This window comes from Thiomicrorhabdus aquaedulcis, from assembly GCF_004001325.1.
Taxonomy (GTDB): Bacteria; Pseudomonadota; Gammaproteobacteria; order Thiomicrospirales; family Thiomicrospiraceae; genus Thiomicrorhabdus; species Thiomicrorhabdus aquaedulcis.
The window spans coordinates 2,356,352-2,377,327 of record NZ_AP018722.1 but is presented as its reverse complement, the minus strand read 5'-3'; the positions used below and the strand labels follow the sequence as shown (position 1 = coordinate 2,377,327).

The following is a 20,976-nucleotide window of genomic DNA, read 5'->3' as shown; positions in this document are numbered from 1 at the left end:
AAGCCCGCAATGACGTGATTTATAGATTACCAGGCCTGGTTAAACGCGTTTTATCGTCTTTTCTGAACTCTTTTCTAAACACTTCGCTTACTCTCTTGCTCAACAAAACTAACCACTATTTTACCCAGCGTGCCATAGCTCAGCGTCAGCGTTTGGTTGGGTGGGCACGTCAACAAACCGGCGTACGATCCGGTAATAATCATGTGCCCAGCGGGGAGGTCAATGCCTTGTTGGTTTAAAAAATCGACCAGCCAAAACAGCGGTGCCAAGGGGTTTAAATTGGGGTGTTGACCGCTAAACGTGCGAGTGTCTGTGCTGTTTGGGCTTTCGGATTTTTTGAGTTCAAGACTAAAGTCAATGCAACCGGCGTTAAACGCCATGTCTAATGGCACGCGTGGCCCAATCCATAGCCCTTGATGAAACAAGCCGTCGGCCAACTGTTCGTAAAACGACACCGGTTGGGCGTTTAAATCGTCGGCATTATCTGCATTATCGGCATTATCGGTGCTGGGTTCATAGCGGTTTTCAATCAGTTCCAGCACCAAGTTAGCGTGCCCAATGGCGGCCATTATCTGCTCTTGAGTGTAGGCCGTTTTGCTGGCGGGCAAGGGGTGTTTTAGGGTAAAGCCCAGCTCGGGTTCAAAGGCGCACGCGCCGTTTTGCAACACTACCGCGCAGGGCGATTGGCACTGTACGCCCGCTTTAAAAATGGGTGCGACCACTTTATTTTGTAACGCTTGTCCAAACGGTAGGCCGCATTTCCAACCCACAACGGGGTTTAACAACGTTTGTGCGCGTTGGGCTGTTAACGCTTGTTGGGTTAACCAGGCCTGGTCAAAGGTCTGTGGGCGTAAAGGCTTTGGCAAACGTATGGCGCTATTGTGCGCGGTTTGATTGAGCCGGCTGTCCAGAAGAAGTTGCGCCGCCTCTTGAGCTATTTGTTGCATGGCTGGTTGGGTGATTTTATGGGTGCTTATGTGAGTCATGGCGTTATTTGTTTTGCGTGAGTTTAATAATCACCGGCGTCAGCAGCAACAGCGCAATCAGGTTGGGAACGGCCATGAGCGCGTTTAAAATATCGGCCAAAATCAGCACGGTATTAAAGTAATCCGACAAGGCCGCGCCCACAAACACCGCCAGCACCCAGACAATGCGGTAATACAAAATAACCTTTAAGCCGCCAATGTATTGCGCGCAACGCTCACCGTAATAGCTCCAACCCAACAAGGTGGTAAAGGCAAAAATGGCCAGTGCTAGGGCCACGACCACCGCACCCAGGCTTGAATTTAACCCGGTGCTAAACGCCAACGCGGTTAAGGGTGAGCCGGTTTCACCGCTTTGCCAGGTGTTGGTGACCATAATCACTAAGGCGGTTAGGGTGCAGATAATAATGGTGTCAATAAACGTGCCCAACATGGCAATGTGACCTTGCTCAACCGGGTTGTTGGTTTTGGCGGCCGCATGCGCAATGGGGGCGGTTCCCAGGCCGGCTTCGTTTGAAAACACGCCACGCGCCACCCCAAATTGAATGGCTAAAATAAGGCTTGCCCCAGCAAATCCACCGGCCGCCGCATGGCCGGTAAAGGCGCTTTGCACAATGGTCAGTAACGCATTGGGCAAGGCATCAATGTGCAAACCGATAATGGTGAGCGAAATTCCAATGTACAACACCGCCATTAACGGCACTAGGGCGTTGGCTGTTTTGGCAATGCGCGCGATTCCGCCAAACAACACTAAGCCCACCAAGCCCATTAACACCAAGCCTGTAATCTGATTATTGACCCCAAACGCACTTTGCATCGCTCCCGCCACCGCATTGGCTTGCACCATGTTGCCAATGCCAAACGCCGCGATGGTGCCAAACAGCGCAAAGGCAAACGCCAGCGGTTGCCATTTTTTACCCAAGCCGTTTTTAATGTAGTACATGGGGCCGCCCACGTGTTTGCCATCGGTGTCTTTTTCACGGTAATGCACCGCCAAAACCGTTTCGCTGTATTTGGTGGCCATGCCCACCAGCGCCGTCATCCACATCCAAAAAATAGCCCCAGGCCCGCCAATAAACAGCGCCGCCGCCACACCAGCAATATTGCCTGTACCCACGGTAGCGGCCATGGCGGTCATTAACGCACCAAACGAGCTGATGTCGCCGGGGTGTTGCGATTTGCGCGTGGTCCACAATAATTTAAAGGCATAAAACAGATTGCGCAACGGTAAAAAACGCAACCGAATCATTAAATACACGCCGGTTCCTAATAACAAAACCAGCAAAACAGGCCCCCAAACCAAACTGTTTACGGTGATTAAAAGTGGGTTAAGCTGTTCCATAAATAAGCCCTTTTGGATTGTATTGTGCAAAATATGCAAAGTGAAAAGTGTCGTGTGCGGTATTCGCGTAAACGTTACCGCTTTCTAAATTGATGACGACCCAGTAAAACTAGGCTTAAGCCGCCCATCATTAGGGCGGCGGCCAGCATAAAGCGTAGGGTAATGGGTTCGGCAATGAGCCAGGCGGCGCCAAAGGCGGCCAGCAAGGGCACTAATAATTGGGTGGCCGACGCCAAGCTGGATGAGATTTGCGGCAAGGCTTTGTACCATAAAATGTAGCCAAGCCCAGTGGTGACTGCGCCTGAAAACACCGCTAAGGTTACGCCAAACACGCTTAAATGCACAAATTCAATAAACAGCAAACTCAGTAAACTGGCCAGCGCAATCATGGGCAGGGTGCGGTAAAAGTTGTAGGCGGTGTCGGTGAGTGGGTTGCGTGAGGTGCGACCGTTTAAACTGTACAACGCCCAGGTGTAGGCGGATATCACCACCATGACCAACCCCCACCACGACGGGGTGGAAAGTTTTGGGTAGACCAAATACAACAAGCCAATTAACGCCAACGCCACGCCCAACCATTCTAAACCATGCAGTTTATCGCCTTGGCGCAATGCGTAACCAATCATGGTTAATTGCACCACCGCCGACAAAATAAGCGCGCCGTTGGCGGTGCTGATGGCCACGTAACCGTATGAAAACGTGATGGCGTACACAAACAGAATAAACGCGGCTTTCCAACTGCCGCGGCTTGGCACGGTGTGCTGCAGTTTTTGGGGGCTTTGCGCTTGTTGGGCTTTATTGACCCACAGCATCACCAAAAACAGCATGGCGGCGGCCGAACCCAAACGCAAACTGGTAAAGCTTACCGGGTCAATCCAACCGCCGTCCAACGCCCAGCGACACACTATGGCGTTGGCGGCAAACGCCACCATGGCCAATAGGGTAAAAAAGGTGGTTTGCAACACCAAAGAACGCGACATGTTCAATCAACCCATTTAACAAAGATGGTTATTTTAAACGCTTTGGGGCTTGCACTAGGCTTTTAATTAATGCCTTTTAAAGGCATTAATACGCATTGACCAGGCCTGGTCAATGCGAATAGACGGGTTAGAGTGATGACTTTAGCGAATCAACCGTTGCGAGGTTTGGGCTATTTTAAAGCGACTCACTTCTTGGTTTAAGGTCATGGCCGATTGGGTCATTGAATCGGCGGTGGCCGAGGTCTCTTCGACCAACGCGGCGTTTTGTTGGGTGGTGGCATCAATGTGGCCAATGGCTTTGTTAATTTCATCAATGCCCATAGACTGTTCTTGAGAGGCCTGGGTTACTTCGGCCACAATGTGCTGCACCTTTTCGGTTTCAACGGTTATGTTGTCAAGCGCTTGTGCAACGTTATCGACTTGTTCAACGCCTATTTGAATGGCGCGAGCGGTTTGCTCAACCAGAGTGCTGATGTCTTTGGCGGCATTGGCCGATTTTTGCGCTAGGTTACGCACTTCGGAGGCCACCACGGCAAAGCCTCGGCCATGCTCGCCGGCGCGTGCGGCTTCAACGGCGGCGTTGAGCGCCAGTAGGTTGGTTTGAAAGGCAATCGAGTCAATTAAACTGGTGATGTCACGAATTTTTTCCGACACCTGTTTAATATTGCCCATAGACGCTTTGGTGTCTTGCATGGTGTGATTGGCTTGGGTGAGCAAGTGAGCCTGATGTTTGGATATTTCATTGGCGTGCTGAGTATGGTCTAAATTACTGCGAGTTTGTGCGGCGGTTTGCTCCATGGCGGCAGCCGTTTGTTCAAGCGACGCGGCTTGTTGCTGGGTGCGGTCGTTAAGATTTTGCGTACCTTCTTGCACGCACGCCACGTCGTCTTGCAGTTGTTGGGCAATGGTAAACACGCTGGACAGCGTGGTGCTTAAACCGTCCATAGACGCGTTAATGGCTTGTTTGGCTTCGTCCATTTTAAATTCGTACGCGTGGGTAATAGGTTGGGTTAAGTCGCCTTGTGCCAGACGATTTGCGGCATTAATTACGTCGCCAAACCCGGTGTTAAGTTGCTCAAGTGTGGTGTTGAGTGTTTGCTTAAGCGCGTCCAAATCGCCTTGGGCGGCCAGAGTAATGCGCTCGTCAAATTGCCCGCGTGCCGCTAGGTTCATAACATGGGTAATTTGGGTAAACACTTGGTTAAGCGCCTGCATCGCGGCACTGCAATCGTTTACCACGTCGGCGTAAGCGCCGTTTAAGGTGTGTTGATGGGTGCGGCTAAAGTGGCCAGATTTTAAATCACCCATCACCTCACCAATCTTAGTAAAGGTGGTTTGCAAACCGTGTGCCGTTTGATTTAAACGGTCTTTAAGCAGGGCGTAATCGGCTAAAAACGGAAAATGCACTGTGTGGTTTAAACGCCCCACCAAAATTTCTTCTAACGCGGTATTGGTCTCAGAGATAACCACTTGCGACAACATGGCTTGATGGTTGTAGGCGTTGGCCAACTGGGCTATTTCATCGTGTCCTACACTGGGCAAACGCGCAAAAAGATCTTGATGCGTTACCGCGCTGGCCATGGTCTGCTGGGCGTGTTTTAGCGGGCGAATGACCAAAAGCCACACAATGCTTAACACCACCAACGCTAAAATAATGGCGGTGATCAGCACCGCATAAAAGGTGTTTTGCGCGACTTGATATTGCTGTTGCAAATAAGCATTAAATTTTTCGGCTGGCTCGGCCGCCACCAGGTAGCCATACACGCGCTCTTTAGCGTCTTTAATTGGAATGGCCACGCTAAAGTATTGATGGTCTAAACGCACGCTGGGAGCGATTAAATCGTTGGCTTTTAGCGTATTAAGATAGGCGTGCAATTGTTTGCCTTGCTCGGTGGCAAAGTGGCTGTTGGACGACAGCGCAAAGCCTTTGTCGCTAAAAACCGTATCGTTGTCTAAAATGCCTTTTTGTTGCGGCAGTAAATTGGCCGTGTCAACAATGGCCATAAAGCGAATGTTTTCGGCCAATAAATCTTTATGCACCGAACCCAGACCTTGCACCAAGGTAATCGAGCCGGTGTATTGCTGGTTGGCATCGTAAAACGGAATGTGGTTTTTTAAGGTAAAGCCACGTTGTCCTAATGAATAAGTGCGAAACGCGGTGGGATTTTGCGTTTGCAGTTGCACGTCTTCACGCCAGGTTAAATCTTGGGGCAATTGTTGGGTGGGTTGTTTTGCCCAACTGTTGTAAAACCCTTGGCCGTTTTGGTCAATCAATTGGACGACAATGTTTTTATTTTTGGTGTTTTTAGCAAAGTAGTCGGATAACCCGGCTGTTTGGGCGTGCAAATCGGTTAAGTTGCGGGCATTAAACGCCTGTTTAAGCGTTTCTGAGTTGGCAATGCCCGCCAACGAGGCCTCTCCCACATCCAGTTTTTTTTGAAAGTAGGCGTCTACCAAGCTGTTTAAGGTGGTTTGGTTTTGCGTTATGCTCCGCGCCAAAATATCGGATTTTTGTTGGTGTTCATGCACCAATGCCACCCCCAATCCCAATAAAACCGCTAAGGTAATCGAGGCGGCAATTTGCTGGCTAATTGACCAGTGGGGGATGCCAAAGGCGTTTTTAACGCGATGTTGTAGACGATTAACCGTTTGACCGTTGACCAATACGGTGCGTTTACTGTGTAGGTCGGCGTAATGCTGCTCAAGCTGCGCGATGCGTTGCGGATCCAGCACCAGACGCTTAACCGAGGTGTAGCCGGTGTAACGACCGTTTTCCATCATCGGTTGAATGCGCATGTCCACCCAGTAGGCTTGGCCATTTTGTTTTACTTCTTTAAGCGGCGTGCTGACGGTTTGGCCGGCGTTAGATTGTTTAACAATCATCTCGCCTAAGGCGCGGGGCGTGCTGTCATGGTGTAAAAGAGTGGTTTTTTGTCCAATTAATTCATTATTTTCGTACCCAAGCCAGTCAAGATAGGCCTGGTTAACAAAGGTAATCTTAAAATCAGAATCGACGTTGGTGATAAAGCGCAATGAATTTAAATCGGGTGAATGCATAAAATGTCCTTAAAACAAAAAGCTGCTAATAAAGCGTTAGCGGCTTAGAGTAAAGAACTTAATAAGATTTGTATAATAAGTATATAAGATTCGTATATTAGTATTTTCTATAATTAATGGCGTTTTTATTTACATTGCATTGTTTTAATAACGTATTTAGAGCTAAAAATGCGTTTTATCCAACGGCTTGGTCTTTGCCATTGTGCTTGGCTTGGTATAGGTTTTGATCGGCTTGGTTAATAAGTTGCATAAAGTCGGGATGCCCCGAAAACTCGGCCAAGCCAATAGAGGCGGTGATGCCAATGTGGCGGCCGTTTTCGATTTGAATTTTAAGCGCTCGAATGTTGGTTAATATCTGTTGAGCTATTATGCGCGCACGTTCCATTTTGGTTTCGGGCAGTAAAATTAAAAACTCTTCACCGCCATAACGAAATGCGTAATCGGTTATTTGTAAGGTACGTTTAATGCCGCGACCAATGTTGGAAAGTACCGTGTCGCCGGCAGGATGCCCGTAAATATCATTAATGCTTTTAAAGTTGTCCACGTCCAGCATAATGAGCGTGTAAGGGGCGTTTAGTTTTATGGCCATTTGCGTTTCTTTTTGCAAAATAGGCGCCATAAAGCGTCGCTCAATAAGCGAGGTTAAGCCGTCTTCTCGGGTTGAGTCTTCAATGTTTTTGTCGGCAATAGAGCTTAAAAACCAACCGCACTCGTTGGTTAAATCATTGATGAGTTTTATTTTATGGCCTCTGGATTCTTTGGGCAGGGCAGATATTTCATTTGCGTATATTTGAATTTGATCTAAGTTGTCTTTAATGCTGCTAACCACGGGTTGGCTCGAACAAATAAAGTCGAGTTTGTGGCGAATCCATAGGCCAAAATCTTGTTTGGCTAGGTCGGTTTTTAACTGTGTTTGATCGGTGAGCAAAGCGGTCATAAACTCGGTTAGCCAGCTAAAAAATGAGCCTTTTACCCGTTCTATTTCAATGGCAAGCTCGTGCGCGGTGGTACGACTGCGAAACTCTTGTGCCGAGCGTTCGTTAGCCACGCGGCCTTCTAAATACGCTTCGTTAATTAAGCTTAGGCTGGCATCAAGTATTTTGTTAATTAAGATAACCGCTTGGGTTTTATTGTCTGAGGTTAGGGGGGAGGCTAATATAATTAAAAATAGCTCTTCTTTAACAATAATCATGGCGCTGTTCACCAGCGTCATAGGGACATTGACACGGGCGTGAACCTCTCCAACATGGCGTTGCATAGCAACGACCTCTTGTGTGCTTTCAAAGCTAGATTTTATCGTTAATGTGGCACCAATCCATTTAGCAAGTTCTCGGCTTAAGCGTTCTTTAACTAGGTCGTTGGATAAAAAAAGTTTGGTGGCATCGTCGGCTAAAAGTTCGGTATAAAATCGTTTGGCGCATCGCTCGGTATTGGGCAATATTAAAGATTCAATTTGTTCTAACAGTACATTGTTGGCTGGAGTGTACAAATTACCTAAAAAATATTTATTAAGAGTTTTCATCGCGCTGCTATCAACCAATTTAAACTGTAAGTGAGCTTTAAATTTTAACACTTTTAGAGACCTTTGCACGAGTGAGGTGCGAGGAAAAAATGAGATAAAATTTGCCTGATTGCGGCGAAAAACACAGTGAATAGCGGGCTATTCGCAAGGTTTTCAACAAAAATCAGGTAAATTTTAGCCATTTTTTACTGTGCCTTGACTCGTGCAAGGGTCTCTTTTAGGGTTAGATTTTAAGCAAATACCATAACTTAGCACTCACTGTAAGTGGCGTGTATTATGCGGTCTGGCCAGGCCTAGTCGGTTAATGCGTCCACCTCAATGTAGCCATCGTGGTCGGTGCTGACAATGAGGCGAATGGGTTGGCAACACACAAAGCAGTCTTCTATGTAATCTTGCGGCTCACCGGGTTCTAGGTGGCTGGGGTCGATAACAATTTTAATGGTTTCCCAGCAGTAGGGGCATTGAATGCGCTTGGTTTGCAAATCTAAATTGAGCATATTGGGTTTCCTTTGTTTTGTCTAAACATTAAGTCCAGTGGTTTGACCAGGCCTGGTCAGTCTGGCACGTATTTAAAAGCGCTTGTGTCATAAATTGTTATGTTATAACATAACAATTTTAGGTTTATGAGCGGGTAAATTAAGCATGAAGCAACTTCCGGTTACCCTATTATCTGGGTTTTTGGGCGCGGGTAAAACCACACTTTTAAATTACATCTTAAATAATCGCCAAAATTTGCGGGTGGCGGTGATTGTTAACGACATGAGTGAGGTCAATATTGACGCCAGTTTGGTGCAGGGCGAGGTGAGTTTTAATCGCGCCGAAGAAAAATTGGTTGAGATGTCTAACGGTTGTATTTGTTGCACCTTGCGCGAAGATTTATTAATTGAAGTGACGCAACTGGCTAACAGCGGGCGTTTTGACTATTTGTTAATTGAATCCACCGGTATTTCGGAACCCATGCCGGTGGCCGAAACCTTTACGTTTGAAGACGAACACGGCGTATCGTTATCGCAGGTTGCCCGGTTAGACACTATGGTGACCGTGGTGGATGGGGTAAATTTTAGACGCGATTTTGATGAGGCCAAGTCGTTGCAAGCGGCCGGTGAAAGTTTGGGCGAAGACGATGTTCGCAGTGTGGCCGATTTGTTGATTGAGCAGGTGGAGTTTGCCAACGTTATTTTAATCAGCAAAACCGATTTAATGACCCCAACGCAGGTCACTGAGTTGCGCTTGATTTTACAACAACTTAACCCTACGGCGCGCATTGCCGCCATGGAGCAAGGCCACATTGACTTAAGCCAAGTGCTCAATACCGGTTTATTTGACGTGTTGCAAGCGCAAGATGCGCCCGGCTGGTTGCAAGAGCCGCGCGGTTCGCACACTCCCGAAACCGAAGAGTATGGGATTGGCAGTTTTAGCTATCACGCCCGCAAGCCGTTTCATCCACAAAATTTTGGAATTTTTTGCATCAAGATTGGCCACGTGGCAAGCTTATTCGTTCTAAAGGCTATTTTTGGTTGGCCAGTCAGCCGCAAATGGCAGGGGTTTGGAACCAAGCCGGTGGCATTGCGCATCATCATTGGGCGGGGATGTTTTGGAAAGCGGTGGCCGAAGATAAATGGCCCGACGACCAAGAGTCCAGAGATTTTATTGCCACAAAATGGATTGAGCCGTTTGGCGACATGCGCCAAGAATTGGTGTTTATTGGCCAGGGATTAGATGAGAATTCCACAAAAGCCGCCTTAGACGACTGTTTACTGTCGGATGAAGAGCTGCTGGCTGGGGTAGAATACTGGTATCAATTAACCGATCCGTTTGCCGCTTAGGAGTAAATAATGCCTGCAGAGTGTTCCCATAATTTTATCGATCAGGCGCATGCGCACTGCCAAAAAGCGGCTTTAAAACTCACTCCCGTGCGCGAAAAGGTGTTGAGCATTTTAGTGGCGCAATCGCAACCGCAAACCGCGTATGAAATTTTGGCACATTATCAGCAAACCCAGCAAAGTGGCGCGCAGCCTATGACCATTTACCGAGCGTTGAGTTTTTTAGAGTCAGCAGGCCTGGTACATCGTTTGGCGTCGACCAGTCAGTATGTGGTGTGTGATCATATTGGCAAACCGCACCACGGTGCCGCACAGTTTTTTATGTGCGATGCGTGTGGACGAATCCAGGAATGGGTGATGGCCGATGCCATGTGGGCGTCGATTGTAGCGCAAGCCGCCGAGCTAAGTTTTAAAGTGGTTCAGCCCGGCATAGAGATTCATGGTTTGTGCCAACATTGTCAGCCACAAGAAGCGGGTTAGTAACTCGACAGCGCCATAATTCCTTCAATTTCAATGTCGGTGTCTTTGGGCAATTGCTTAACCGCTACCGCCGCACGCGCGGGATAGGGTTGTTCAAAATACTGCGCCATCACTTCGTTTACCGTGGCAAAGTTGGCCATATCGGTTAAAAAAATGTTTACCTTTACCATGTCTTTTAACGAACCGCCCGCCGCTTCACACACCGCCGCAAGATTTTTAAACACCTGATGAATTCTAAGCGCAATATCACCTTCGACCATTTGCATGGTTTCGGGAATAAGCGCAATTTGCCCAGATAAATACACGGTATTACCAACGCGCACCGCTTGCGAATAGGTGCCGATGGCCTGTGGAGCGTTAGGGGTAGAGATAATGTCGCGCATGATGAGTTCCTTAAAAGTGTTTAAATTAACGGGTTAAATTAGCGGTTTAAATTCGCTGAATTTTTTCGACGATGGGCAGGCGTTTTAAACTGCGCATCACTTGGGCTAAATGCACGCGGTCGCGCACGTTGATGACAAAATGCATTAGGCTATATGATTCGTCTTTGTCTTCGGAGCGCACGCGCTCAATGTCGGTGTTAATTTTGGCAATTTGATTGGCCACGGTGGCCAAGGTGCCGCGCTGGTTTTTGGCCTCTAATTGAATTTCGGCCAAATAAGTCCCTTGCGCGTCTTTATCCCAGTTTACGTCTAGACATTTTTCGGGATGGTTTTTGATGTTTTTAACATTGCTGCAACTGCTGCGATGAATGACCAAGCCTTTTTCGGTGCTAATAAAGCCCACAATTTGATCGCCCGGAATAGGGTGACAGCAGTTGGCAAAGTGAATTACCATGCCTTCGGTGCCCGAAATGGGCAGTGGCGTGTCTGAGCCAATGTTTTTATGATTCACTTCGTCGTCCGCGCCCAGTACGGCATCGTGAATTTGCTTGGCCACCAGCGGCGCCATACGGTTGCCTGAGCCCAAATCTTCGAGCAGTTGCTCCCAATGTTCAAGTTTAAGCACTTCAATCAGCTCATGGCGAATCTCTTGCGTTAAACCTTCGTACGCCATATTAAAATTGCGCAGCGATTTAGCCAGCATCTTTTGACCCAAAATAATGGCCTCGTCCGAGTGCTGATGCTTCATGTAATGGCGAATTTGCGAGCGCGCTTTGGCGGTGGTGACAAAGTTTAACCACGCTGGATTGGGTTGAAGTTCTTTACCCTTAATAATATTAATGGTTTTACCGCTTTCGAGCGGTGTGCGCAGCGGCACCAACTGTTTGTCAATGCGACAAGCCACTGTGGCGTGGCCAATATTGGTGTGCACGGCGTAGGCAAAATCGACCGGTGTGGCACCTTTGGGCAAGGTAATAATGTCGCCTTTGGGGGTGAACACATAAATCACATCGGGAAAAAGGTCGATTTTGACGTTTTCTAAAAAGTCGAGTGAGTTGCCGGCACTTTGCTGAATTTCGAGTAGGTTTTTAACCCACTCTTGCGCCCGCAAATCAACGTGCGATGGAGTTTTGTCCGAACTTGAACCGTCTTGTTTGTATTGCCAATGCGCCGCAATACCGTGTTCCGAGACCTCTTGCATGGCAGAGGTACGAATTTGCACTTCTAAATGAACGCCATAAGGCCCAAATACCGCCGTGTGCAACGATTGATAGCCGTTGGACTTAGGAATACCAATGTAGTCTTTGAAGCGCCCCGGCAAAAATTTGTAAAGCGAATGCATGGTGCCTAAGGTGCGATAACACTCGTCGGCGGTGTTGACGATGATGCGAAAGGCAAAGATGTCTAAAATGTCGCTAAAGTGCTGACGTTTATTGCGCATTTTTTTGTATAAGCTGTACAAATGCTTTTCACGTCCAAATACTTTACCCGGTATTTCTTCTTGATTTAAACGGTTTTGAATGGTTTCGCGGATTTGTTCAACAATTTCATTGCGGTTACCACGGGCTTTTTTAACGGCGGCTTCTAACACGGCAAAGCGTCGCGGATACATGGCTTTAAAGCCCAAATCTTCCAGTTCGATGCGAATAGCATTAATGCCTAAACGACCGGCGATGGGGGCAAAGATGTCTAAGGTTTCGCGGGCAATGCGACGTTGTTTGTCGGGACGCATTACACCCAACGTGCGCATGTTATGCAGGCGATCGCCCAGTTTGATTAAGATGACGCGAATGTCGCGCGCCATGGCTAAAATCATTTTACGAAAGTTTTCGGCTTGGGCTTCTTGCGGGTTGTCAAATTCGAGTTTACCCAGCTTGGTAACACCATCGACTATCTCGGCAACGCTGTCGCCAAAGCGATCGGCAATGTCTTGTTTGCTGTAAGGGGTGTCTTCAATCACGTCATGTAAAATGGCGGCAATTAAACTTTCTTGGTCAAGTTGGATTTCGGCCAAAATTTCGGCCACGGCAATCGGGTGCCAAATGTATTCTTCACCCGATTTACGGGTTTGACCTTGATGCGCCAGCGCGCCAAACTCGCTGGCGATTTTTATACGCGCTACCTGTTCTTCGTTTAAATACAACGAGGCTTTATTGATGAGTCCATCAATGGAGTGGGGCGTGGGCATCAGAAAAATCCTTAACAGCGCGAGCAAACACGGTAATAAGCTAAAATTACACTACGCTAAACGATGTTGAGCGAATGCAATAAGCCAGTTAGCTGAAGTAAGGCGGGGTGTTTGGGTCGTCCATAACGGTTTTTTTGTCGATGGTGTTAGCGGCTAATTCGCGCAACGCCATAACGGTGGGCTTGTCGTTTTCCCACGCCAGCGTGGCTTCAGCGCCGTTGGCTAATTGACGTGCGCGTTTGGCGCTTAAAATAACCAATTCAAAACGGTTTTCAACTTGAGCTAAACAATCTTCTACGGTGACACGTGCCATTTTTTTATCCATGCATTTTTAAGGTGGTCGACTATTTTACCTTAAATTGGCGCGGGTTAAAGAACGATTAATCGAAGATTGCGGTCTATCGCGCTGTTTTAGAGTATGTTTAAGGCGTTTAAATAGCGTTGGAGGTTATTTTTTTGGCTGTTAAGTGCGGTGCGCGCACCTTGGCCTAGGTTTTCTCTAAGGGCGGGTGCGTCATGATCGCTTAATAAACGATTGAGCTGTTGCATAAGTTCTTGGTAGTCTTGGCATTGAATCAGACCGCCGTGGGATTTTAAAAGTGCGGTTTCGGCTTCAAAGTCAGACATATCGGGCCCGGTTAGAATGGCGCGGCCATAGAGTGCGGGTTCTAACACGTTGTGGCCACCTTTAGGCACAAAGCTTCCGCCCATAATTACCAGTTGAGCGTGTTCAAACAGCGGCATGAGTTTGCCAAATTGATCGTCTAAAAAAACTTGGGTCTGCGCGGTCGGTACTTGGCCAAGACTGGCCACGTTATAGACTACGTTAAGCTGTTTAAGTTGCTGTTGAATCGCGCTACTGCGGCGCGGATGGCGCGGCACAATCACCATTAATTCTGGGCGTTGCAGCGTGAGCCAGTGTTGCACAATGTGCTGTTCTTCATTGTGGTGCGATGAGGCCAGCAGTACATAAGGCTGCGTTATCGGGCGAGCGTGGTGGGTAAGGCTGTGCTGTTGGCTGTATTTTAAATTGCCCAATACTTGAACGTGTTGGGGCAGAGCACCCAGTTCAATAAACCGTTGTGCGTCTTCGGGTGAGCGCGCCAACAAAGGATTAACCTGACGCAACGCCTGACGATAGGCGGTTTTTAACCAGTTGGGGGCGGCAAGGGTTTTTTGCGACAATCGACCGTTGATAATGCAAATGGGTAGGCCGTGTTGGGCACACACTTTATATAGGGTTGGCCAGATTTCGGTTTCTAACACCCACAACGTTTGCGGCTGGGTGCGTTTTAAAAAATGGTTAACGGCAAACCCCCAGTCCAACGGCAAGTAGGCGTAAAACACGCGGTCTTGCCATAGGGTTTTTGCAAGTGCTAAGCCGGTGGGTGTGTTGGTGGTCACGACCACTTGGCGAGATTGGTTCAGCAGTGCATTAATGAGCGGTTGAGCCGCTTTAACCTCGCCCACCGAGGCGCAATGCAGCCAAATACGCTGGGGTGCAGAGGTGTTTATGGTTGCGGGCAAGGGTGGCAAAGTCGCAAACCACAGCCCTAAGCGTTGCACAAAAAAAGTCCAGCCGCCGCGGCGTTTAACGGCTTCAACGGCCACCAGTAACCACAACAATGGGCTGAGTATTCGGGTCATTAAGGTGTACATCGCATTCTCACATTCTTATGGGCACCTCTATTAACCCCAGGTTGATTCTGGCAACGCCAAGTTATTCAGATCAAGGCGCGAACGTGCGGTCATGTCTAGACCTGGCAAGCGTTCGCAACGCAGAGCTGAATAACTTGGCTAAGCCCCTTCGGGCGGGGCTTAAAGGCCACTTCTTCGTTGTTATGCGCCTTGACCTTAGAATGACTAAGGTCGGCGCCGCACGCCTAGAATAAGTGGCCTTTAAGTCCCGCAGAATTCAACCTGGGGTTAATAGAGGTGCCCATATATTGACCAGGCCTGGTAACTTTAAACTTTAATTTAAATCACTTTGCTATTTGGGGTTTCGCTTAGTGTGTTAATGGCCGGCCAGTAGCAACGCTTCCATCAGGGCAATGTCGCCGGGCAAATCCACTTCGGGTGAATCGTAAGCGCTTTGCACCACTTTAATTTTATGGCCGTATTCCAGCGCGCGCAGTTGCTCGAGTTTTTCGATGTCTTCTAAACGTCCCATGGGCAGAGTGTTAAACAGATCAACAAAGCGTTTGGTGTAGGCGTAGATGCCCAAGTGTTTAAAGCTGTCGTGATCCCAATAGTCGCGGCCATGTGGAATGGTGGCGCGCGAAAAATACAGTGCAAAGCCGTTGTAATCGGTTACCAATTTAACGTCTTTGGGGTTGGTGATTTCGGCTTCGTTAACAATTTTAAACGACAAGGTGCTCATTTCAAACGCGCCTTGGTAGTCGGCCGCTAAAAACGGGGCAATCACATCGGTGATGGATTGCGGATGCACCAGCGGTTGGTCGCCTTGTACATTGACAATTAAATCGTCGTCTTTTAACCCCAGTGCGTTGGCGGCCGCGGCTATGCGGTCGGTGCCCGAAGCGGCTTCAACGGGCGTCATAATCACTTGTCCACCAAAGGCTTCAACCACGGTTTTAATGCGTTCGTCGTCGGTGGCAATGTACACTCCAGCCAGCCCCGTGGCTTTAGAGATGCGTTCGTAAACGTGCTGAATCATTGGTTTGCCCGCAATCAGCTTAAGCGGCTTACCCGGTAAACGCGACGAGCCGTAGCGCGCTGGAATAAAAACATAGGTGTTCATTAAACGGCCTTTAATCTTTATGCAGTAACAATGACCAGGCCTGGTCATTTGTTTTAACGTTTTAACGTCTGACCAGGCCTGGTTGAATAGGTTTTTGTGGGTGTTGAGTGTTAAGCGATGACGCTAGGCGATAACATTAAACGATTACATTTTTTCGTAAAGTGAACGCAATAATTCAGGGGTTACTTTTTCTTGCCAATTTGCGCCGTAAACGTTTTCCCACAGGGGTGCTAAGCCTGACGCGGTGCGAATCATTTTTTGCATGTCGGCTTCACTTAGATCTTTGGTGATGCCTTTAGGCAGCACAATGTTGTGCTTGTTCATCATCTGTCTAAACACTTTAACGCCTTCTGGATAAAAGTCGTCCAGCACGTCAAAGGCGATGCAGTTGCCAATGCCGTGATGGTAGCCCATCACGTACGACAAGCCGTAAGACAGCGCATGGCACGCGCCCACTTGGCTGTAAGCGATGCTTTGGCCACCCATGTACGAGGCCATCATCAACTTTTCGTCGGAATCGGGGTGATCTTCTAAAAAGACTTGGTTGCATAAATCCAGCGATTTTTCGCCAAACGCACGTGCAAACTCGTTAATGTAAGTGCCGTTTAAGGCTTCAATGTTGTGAATGTAGCAGTCCATGCCGGTGTAAAACCACTGGTCGGTGGGCACGCCTTGCAATAAATCGGGGTCCATAATAATTTGGTCAAACACCGTATGGTCTGAGTTCATGCCCAGTTTTTTATCCGGTCCGGTTAACACCGTGGTGCGCGACGCTTCGGCACCCGTGCCGGAAATGGTGGGAATGCCGACGTGATGCACGGCAGGGTGTTTGATTAAATCCCAGCCCTGGTAAGAGGCCGATCCGCCCGGATTGGTGAGCATTAACGCCACCGCTTTGGCCAAGTCTAATGAAGAGCCACCGCCCAAACCGACTACGCTGACTGGGTTGCGGCCGTTGTTGTGTTCGGCGCAATACGCTTGCACTTGCACGGTAAGTGCGTCTACGTAGGTGGTTTTGGGCTCGTCGGTTACGTCCAGCCAAATAACCATGTCACGCGTGCTGGCCGGAATGCGTTCGGCCAGCGGTTTATTTTGGTGTATCGCATCCACCAAAAACACCACAAAATCACCGACTTTTTGGCGTTCGGTGCTTAACACGTCGTCGAGCTGATCAAATGAGCCACGACCAAAAATCATTTTAGGTACGGTTTTAAAGTTACGAAATTTCATCTGTTTATCCTGTTTTGATTCGTGCAAAGCGCGTCTTAAGCGGGTTGATTTTTGAATATTTTAGCAAATGCGTCAATGCGCATTTTAATGTCAGCCTCGGTCCACGACAGTTGAATGAGCATTGAAATGGTGCGGCTCATAATGGCATCGGACTTAGGGGTTTTAACTTGGGTGTAATCTGGGCGATCGGCAATCAGGTCAATTGGCAATTTGGCCGGGCTTTTCATGTGGTGAATGTGCGGCCAGTTTTTAAAATAATGCCAGTTATTGGCATACCAATAAAAGACCGCCGGAATTTTTTGTTCGGCCAGACCTGCTACCACCTCACGGGTGCGCTCTTCGGTGGGTAAAAAGAAGCTGACAAACCCTGCGTTGTCACCGCTTTCGTCGGTAATCACTCTAAAACTGACTTCGGGGTACTGTGCTAAGGCGTCTTTTAAGGCTTTTTTGTTTTTACGTTGAATGGCTAAGATGCGGTCGAGTTTTTTCCACTGTGCCACGCCTACGGCGGCGTTCATCTCGGATATGCGAAAGTTAGTGCCCATAATAGGGTGGCTTTCGGCACCGCGATCTTGGCCAATGTGGTCGTGACCGTGGTCTGAAAACATGTGGGCGTTGGCGTAAATTTGACTGTCGTTGGTAAGGACTGCGCCGCCTTCACCGCACGAAATGGTTTTAACCGAGTCAAACGAAAAGGTGCCGACTTGACCAATGGTGCCCAGCGCTTTGCCTTTGTATGTCGCACCGGTGGCTTGGCAGGCGTCTTCTAATAAAATTAAGTTGTGTTTGTCGCACACCGCTTTAACGCCGTCCATGTCGCCGCCGTAACCGCACATGTGTACAAAGTTAACGGCACGGGTTTTGGAGGTAATCACCGCTTCGATGGCTTGTGCAGAGAGCGTAAGGGTTTCGTCAATTTCGGCAAACACCGGAATGGCGCCGGCCAAAACAATGGCCTCAACGCTGGCCACAAACGTAAACGGCGGCACAATCACCTCGTCGCCCGCACCCACACCGGCGGCCATTAATGCGGTGGTGAGCGCCGTGGTGCCACTGGACACCAAATGGGCGTGTTTCACGTGGAGCGTTTCACAAATTAGAGTTTCGAGTTCGCGGGCTTTCCACACGCCATTGCGCAGGCCGTCAAAGTTGTAGCGAAAGGTGAATCCTTGATCCATTACTTCGTTGATTTGTTGTTTTTCGGATTCATCAAAAATCTCAAAACCTGGCATGGCTTGCTCCTAGCGGGTTGCGTACTGTGTTTATTGGGCGTTAATTAACGATTTTATAAGCGCTTTGTGCGCCATTTTTTGTTGGGCTTGTTTGAGTCGTCCCGCCAAGAATATGCTGTGTAACTCGTGCAGTGCGGTGTCAAAATGGTTGTTGATAACGACGTATTCAAATTCGTGATAGTGCGACATTTCGGCCACGGCATCGCGCATGCGACGGCTGATAATGTCGGCCGAATCGGTGCCACGGGCGTTTAGACGTCGCGATAGTTCGTCTAAAGAGGGCGGTAAAATAAAAATGCTGGTGGCGTTGGGCATTAAAGAGCGCACCTGTTGCGCGCCCTGCCAGTCGATTTCTAAAATAACGTCTTTGCCACTATTAAGTTGCTCTTGTACCGCGCTTTTAGAGGTGCCGTAAAAGTGGTCAAACACGTGAGCGTGCTCTAAAAAATCACCGTGCGCTTGTTTTTGCTCAAACGTGGTTAGGTCAATAAAGTGATAGTTAACCCCGTTTTCTTCGCCGGGACGCTTGGCGCGCGTGGTGCTGGAGATGGACACAACAATTTTGCTGTCTAACTCAATGAGTTTGCTAACCAGTGAGGTTTTTCCAGCACCTGACGGCGCTGAGACAATATAAAGTGAGCCCAGCATGATGTGTCTCCAAAAAAATAAAAGGATTCAATATTTTAACAGAGAATTTAATACTGGTGGAAAGTAACCACGGGCTTTAATTAAGGTAGCTTAACGATAGCAGTCATTAAAGAGACCTTTGCACAACGATGGGCATAAAAAAGCCCTTAACTTATAAGGTTAAGGGCTGGGTTGTAAAGGCTAGGGTAACGGCCTGGGTAACGGCTTGGTTGCTAACAGGTTGCGCCTGTTTTAACTCATAAGCCACGAGTCATTTTTCGACAAGGTTGTTTGGCTTGTACTGACGCGGTTTCATAAGCGATTTCATATGAAAGTTGCGCATAGGCATCACGATAACCTACCCCTTGAGCATTAAGTTTTTCAATAGTGGCTTGCGCTTGTTTGGATTGTGTATCGGCTATGCTTAGGCTCGAAAACCCCATAAAACTTGCGATAACGCCTGCAATAAGAATGTTTTTCATGTTAGTTCTCCAAAATTTACATTAACGGTTTGAGATAAATCTATTCGGGTTTTAAAGGGGTAGATTTTTATTTGATAATCCATCGTCCACCTCTATTAAATCGTTAAAGGCATGCCAACTGGCGTAGCCTAACAAGGGCATAACCACTACCATGGCCACGCCAAGGGTAACAATGCCAATCATCACTAAGCCACCCAAAGTAAGTGCCCATGCAGCCATAACTTTTTTGTTTTCCATGACGACTTGAAAACTTAAAATCATGGCGGACACCACGCCCACATGGGTGTCGCGTAACAGCAGAGGAATAGTAATGACGCTAATGGTAAACACAAACGCAGTCACTAAAGAGGCCAGTACAGCAAACGAAATTAAAAAGTTAATCCCGGCATCAGAGGTTAAAAATCCCATTAAACCCGCTTCTGGATTAATAATTAACAATGTATTGGCCGTAGCAATGGCGGCAATTAAAGGTGTAATGGTGGCCCACATTGCCACAATGACCCCAAGCACCAAAGCAAATAAAGCAATTTCAGTTTTATTGCGTCGCCAAGCAAACATTGATCTAAACAAGTCGGGCGATTGACCTTTGCTTAACTGGCATGAAATAGCGTACAAGCCGGTGGCTAAAAACGGTGAAATCATGACAAAAAAGGTGGCAATTTTAAAGATGGTAATGGGTTGATCCTTAAACGCTGTATACACCGCTAAGACAGAAAACATCATGACCAGGCCATAAAACAGCGACGCCGCCGGGGCGTGCGCCATGTCCATCCAGCCTTTTTTGAGCCATGAACCTATATGAGAATATGAAATATCTTTTGAAATAATGTGCTCTCCACTTTCGGTGTAATGATCGTGGATGTGCGACGATTTGAGTACTTGAGCCATGACAACCTCCTATAATTTTGTGACGGCTAGCCATTAAAGAGTACTTTGCACGAATGGGTTACTCGTGCAAAGCACTTTAAGGCAAATAAAAGCAACGTATAAAGATTAGGGGTAAAACGTGTTAACTAAAGTGAGTAACAATGTAATAGCCACAACAGCCAATTTATTTTTTTGATTTTCTGTTGCTCAAACATAGTTATACATAAGTTATACCAAAATGAACAATAAAATGTTTATATGCGTCTAGGTTGTTGTTTTATATTATTAAATAATAATATTATGATGTTTTAGAAGTCTGCTTAATATGCAAGTTAAAACGGAGTTGGTGCATTGTGGTTCTTAGGGTGGGCGCTCAATAATGAAACTTAATTACGCGGCTCAATAAATCTGGATTGATAAAATAAGACCAAAAGAGTTGTTGGCTTTTTTAATCTTGAATGGAGGCCGGTTAATAAATCCATTACAATGTGCGTATGCATAAAGAAAGTATATTTTTAATAGGCCCTATGGGCGCCGGAAAATCGACCGTTGGGCGCATTTTAGCCGAGAAACTGCACTACCAGTTTATGGACAGTGACCATGTGATCGAGCAGCGTACTGGCGCGACCATTCCGATGATTTTTGACATTGAAGGCGAGTCAGGTTTTCGCGACCGCGAAGAAGCGGTGATTGACGATTTAAGCCAGCGGGTCGAAATGGTGTTGGCGACTGGCGGCGGCGTGGTTGAGCGTGAAATAAATCGCCAACATTTGCGCACACGTGGCTTTGTGGTGTACTTAAAGTCGTCGGTTGAGGCGTTAATTCAGCGCACCAAGCACGACCGAAATAGACCATTATTGCAAAACGATCACCCCGAAAAAGTCTTGGCCGAGTTAATGGAACGCCGCGAACCATGGTATTTAGAAATGGCCGATTTGGTCATTGAAACTCAGCAAGTGTCGGTGTACCGCGTTGTAAAACAAATTTTGGATGAGCTGGAAGTCGAGCACGTTATTTAA

The 20,976-nt window shown here is 47.7% G+C and carries 18 protein-coding genes and 1 pseudogene; 3 read left to right on the top strand and 16 right to left on the bottom strand.

From position 1 onward, the window contains the following. Positions 1 to 74: 74 nt before the first annotated feature. The 6 genes from EP181_RS10930 to EP181_RS10905 all read right to left on the bottom strand — a co-directional run bounded on the left by EP181_RS10930 (position 75) and on the right by EP181_RS10905 (position 8,381). Positions 75 to 986, bottom strand: a complete 912-nt coding sequence (locus EP181_RS10930) for a hypothetical protein (protein ID WP_127471658.1) — start codon at positions 984 to 986, stop codon at positions 75 to 77. Between the two features lie 4 nt (positions 987 to 990). After that, positions 991 to 2,325, bottom strand: a complete 1,335-nt coding sequence (locus EP181_RS10925; RefSeq protein WP_127471657.1) for an alanine/glycine:cation symporter family protein — start codon at positions 2,323 to 2,325, stop codon at positions 991 to 993. 74 nt (positions 2,326 to 2,399) lie between these two features. Further along, positions 2,400 to 3,305 (bottom strand): DMT family transporter, encoded by a 906-nt coding sequence (locus tag EP181_RS10920; RefSeq protein ID WP_127471656.1) that lies wholly within the window; start codon positions 3,303 to 3,305, stop codon positions 2,400 to 2,402. Between the two features lie 141 nt (positions 3,306 to 3,446). Next, a complete protein-coding gene (locus EP181_RS10915; protein WP_127471655.1) occupies positions 3,447 to 6,362 on the bottom strand; it encodes a methyl-accepting chemotaxis protein in 2,916 nt (971 codons plus the stop codon). Between the two features lie 175 nt (positions 6,363 to 6,537). Further along, positions 6,538 to 7,884 (bottom strand): GGDEF domain-containing protein, encoded by a 1,347-nt coding sequence (locus tag EP181_RS10910; RefSeq protein WP_127471654.1) that lies wholly within the window; start codon positions 7,882 to 7,884, stop codon positions 6,538 to 6,540. A 293-nt stretch (positions 7,885 to 8,177) separates the two neighbouring features. Next, positions 8,178 to 8,381 (bottom strand): CPXCG motif-containing cysteine-rich protein, encoded by a 204-nt coding sequence (locus EP181_RS10905; protein ID WP_127471653.1) that lies wholly within the window; start codon positions 8,379 to 8,381, stop codon positions 8,178 to 8,180. Positions 8,382 to 8,526: 145 nt separating this feature from the next. Here EP181_RS10905 and zigA point away from each other — a divergent pair. Together zigA and EP181_RS10895 are read left to right on the top strand one after the other, a co-directional pair. Continuing rightward, a pseudogene (zigA, locus tag EP181_RS12930) lies at positions 8,527 to 9,710 on the top strand (zinc metallochaperone GTPase ZigA). A 9-nt stretch (positions 9,711 to 9,719) separates the two neighbouring features. Beyond that, complete coding sequence (locus tag EP181_RS10895; RefSeq protein WP_127471652.1) at positions 9,720 to 10,187, top strand: Fur family transcriptional regulator; 468 nt, start codon at positions 9,720 to 9,722, stop codon at positions 10,185 to 10,187. On the opposite strand, the gene EP181_RS10890 is transcribed toward EP181_RS10895, so the two are convergent. The 10 genes from EP181_RS10890 to EP181_RS10845 all read right to left on the bottom strand — a co-directional run bounded on the left by EP181_RS10890 (position 10,184) and on the right by EP181_RS10845 (position 19,978). Further along, the gene (locus tag EP181_RS10890; RefSeq protein WP_127471651.1) at positions 10,184 to 10,570 is read right to left on the bottom strand and encodes a RidA family protein; all 387 of its coding nucleotides are present in this window, start codon (positions 10,568 to 10,570) and stop codon (positions 10,184 to 10,186) included. The two genes, EP181_RS10895 and EP181_RS10890, sit on opposite strands and share 4 nt — an antisense overlap. A gap of 46 nt (positions 10,571 to 10,616) precedes the next feature. Continuing rightward, positions 10,617 to 12,758 (bottom strand): RelA/SpoT family protein, encoded by a 2,142-nt coding sequence (locus EP181_RS10885; protein WP_127471650.1) that lies wholly within the window; start codon positions 12,756 to 12,758, stop codon positions 10,617 to 10,619. A gap of 88 nt (positions 12,759 to 12,846) precedes the next feature. Further along, a complete protein-coding gene (gene rpoZ, locus EP181_RS10880) occupies positions 12,847 to 13,071 on the bottom strand; it encodes a DNA-directed RNA polymerase subunit omega (RefSeq protein WP_127471649.1) in 225 nt (74 codons plus the stop codon). Positions 13,072 to 13,169: 98 nt separating this feature from the next. Continuing rightward, on the bottom strand, positions 13,170 to 14,417 hold the full coding sequence (locus EP181_RS10875; protein WP_127471648.1) for a 3-deoxy-D-manno-octulosonic acid transferase: 1,248 nt from the start codon (positions 14,415 to 14,417) through the stop codon (positions 13,170 to 13,172). Positions 14,418 to 14,772: 355 nt separating this feature from the next. After that, positions 14,773 to 15,519: a 3-deoxy-manno-octulosonate cytidylyltransferase gene (gene kdsB / locus EP181_RS10870; RefSeq protein ID WP_127471647.1), complete on the bottom strand. Its 747-nt coding sequence runs from the start codon at positions 15,517 to 15,519 to the stop codon at positions 14,773 to 14,775. Positions 15,520 to 15,663: 144 nt separating this feature from the next. Then, positions 15,664 to 16,749: an iron-containing alcohol dehydrogenase family protein gene (locus EP181_RS10865; RefSeq protein WP_127471646.1), complete on the bottom strand. Its 1,086-nt coding sequence runs from the start codon at positions 16,747 to 16,749 to the stop codon at positions 15,664 to 15,666. Between the two features lie 35 nt (positions 16,750 to 16,784). Next, a complete protein-coding gene (locus tag EP181_RS10860) occupies positions 16,785 to 17,981 on the bottom strand; it encodes a DegT/DnrJ/EryC1/StrS family aminotransferase (protein WP_127471645.1) in 1,197 nt (398 codons plus the stop codon). Positions 17,982 to 18,011: 30 nt separating this feature from the next. Next, positions 18,012 to 18,629 (bottom strand): guanylate kinase, encoded by a 618-nt coding sequence (gene gmk / locus EP181_RS10855; protein ID WP_127471644.1) that lies wholly within the window; start codon positions 18,627 to 18,629, stop codon positions 18,012 to 18,014. A 236-nt stretch (positions 18,630 to 18,865) separates the two neighbouring features. Further along, the gene (locus EP181_RS10850; protein ID WP_127471643.1) at positions 18,866 to 19,090 is read right to left on the bottom strand and encodes a hypothetical protein; all 225 of its coding nucleotides are present in this window, start codon (positions 19,088 to 19,090) and stop codon (positions 18,866 to 18,868) included. Between the two features lie 51 nt (positions 19,091 to 19,141). Further along, a complete protein-coding gene (locus EP181_RS10845; RefSeq protein ID WP_127471642.1) occupies positions 19,142 to 19,978 on the bottom strand; it encodes a DUF2189 domain-containing protein in 837 nt (278 codons plus the stop codon). 473 nt (positions 19,979 to 20,451) lie between these two features. Here EP181_RS10845 and aroK point away from each other — a divergent pair, with 473 nt between their 5' ends. Further along, positions 20,452 to 20,976 carry a shikimate kinase AroK gene (gene aroK / locus EP181_RS10840; protein ID WP_127471641.1) on the top strand — a complete coding sequence of 175 codons (525 nt, stop codon included), beginning with the start codon at positions 20,452 to 20,454 and terminating at the stop codon, positions 20,974 to 20,976.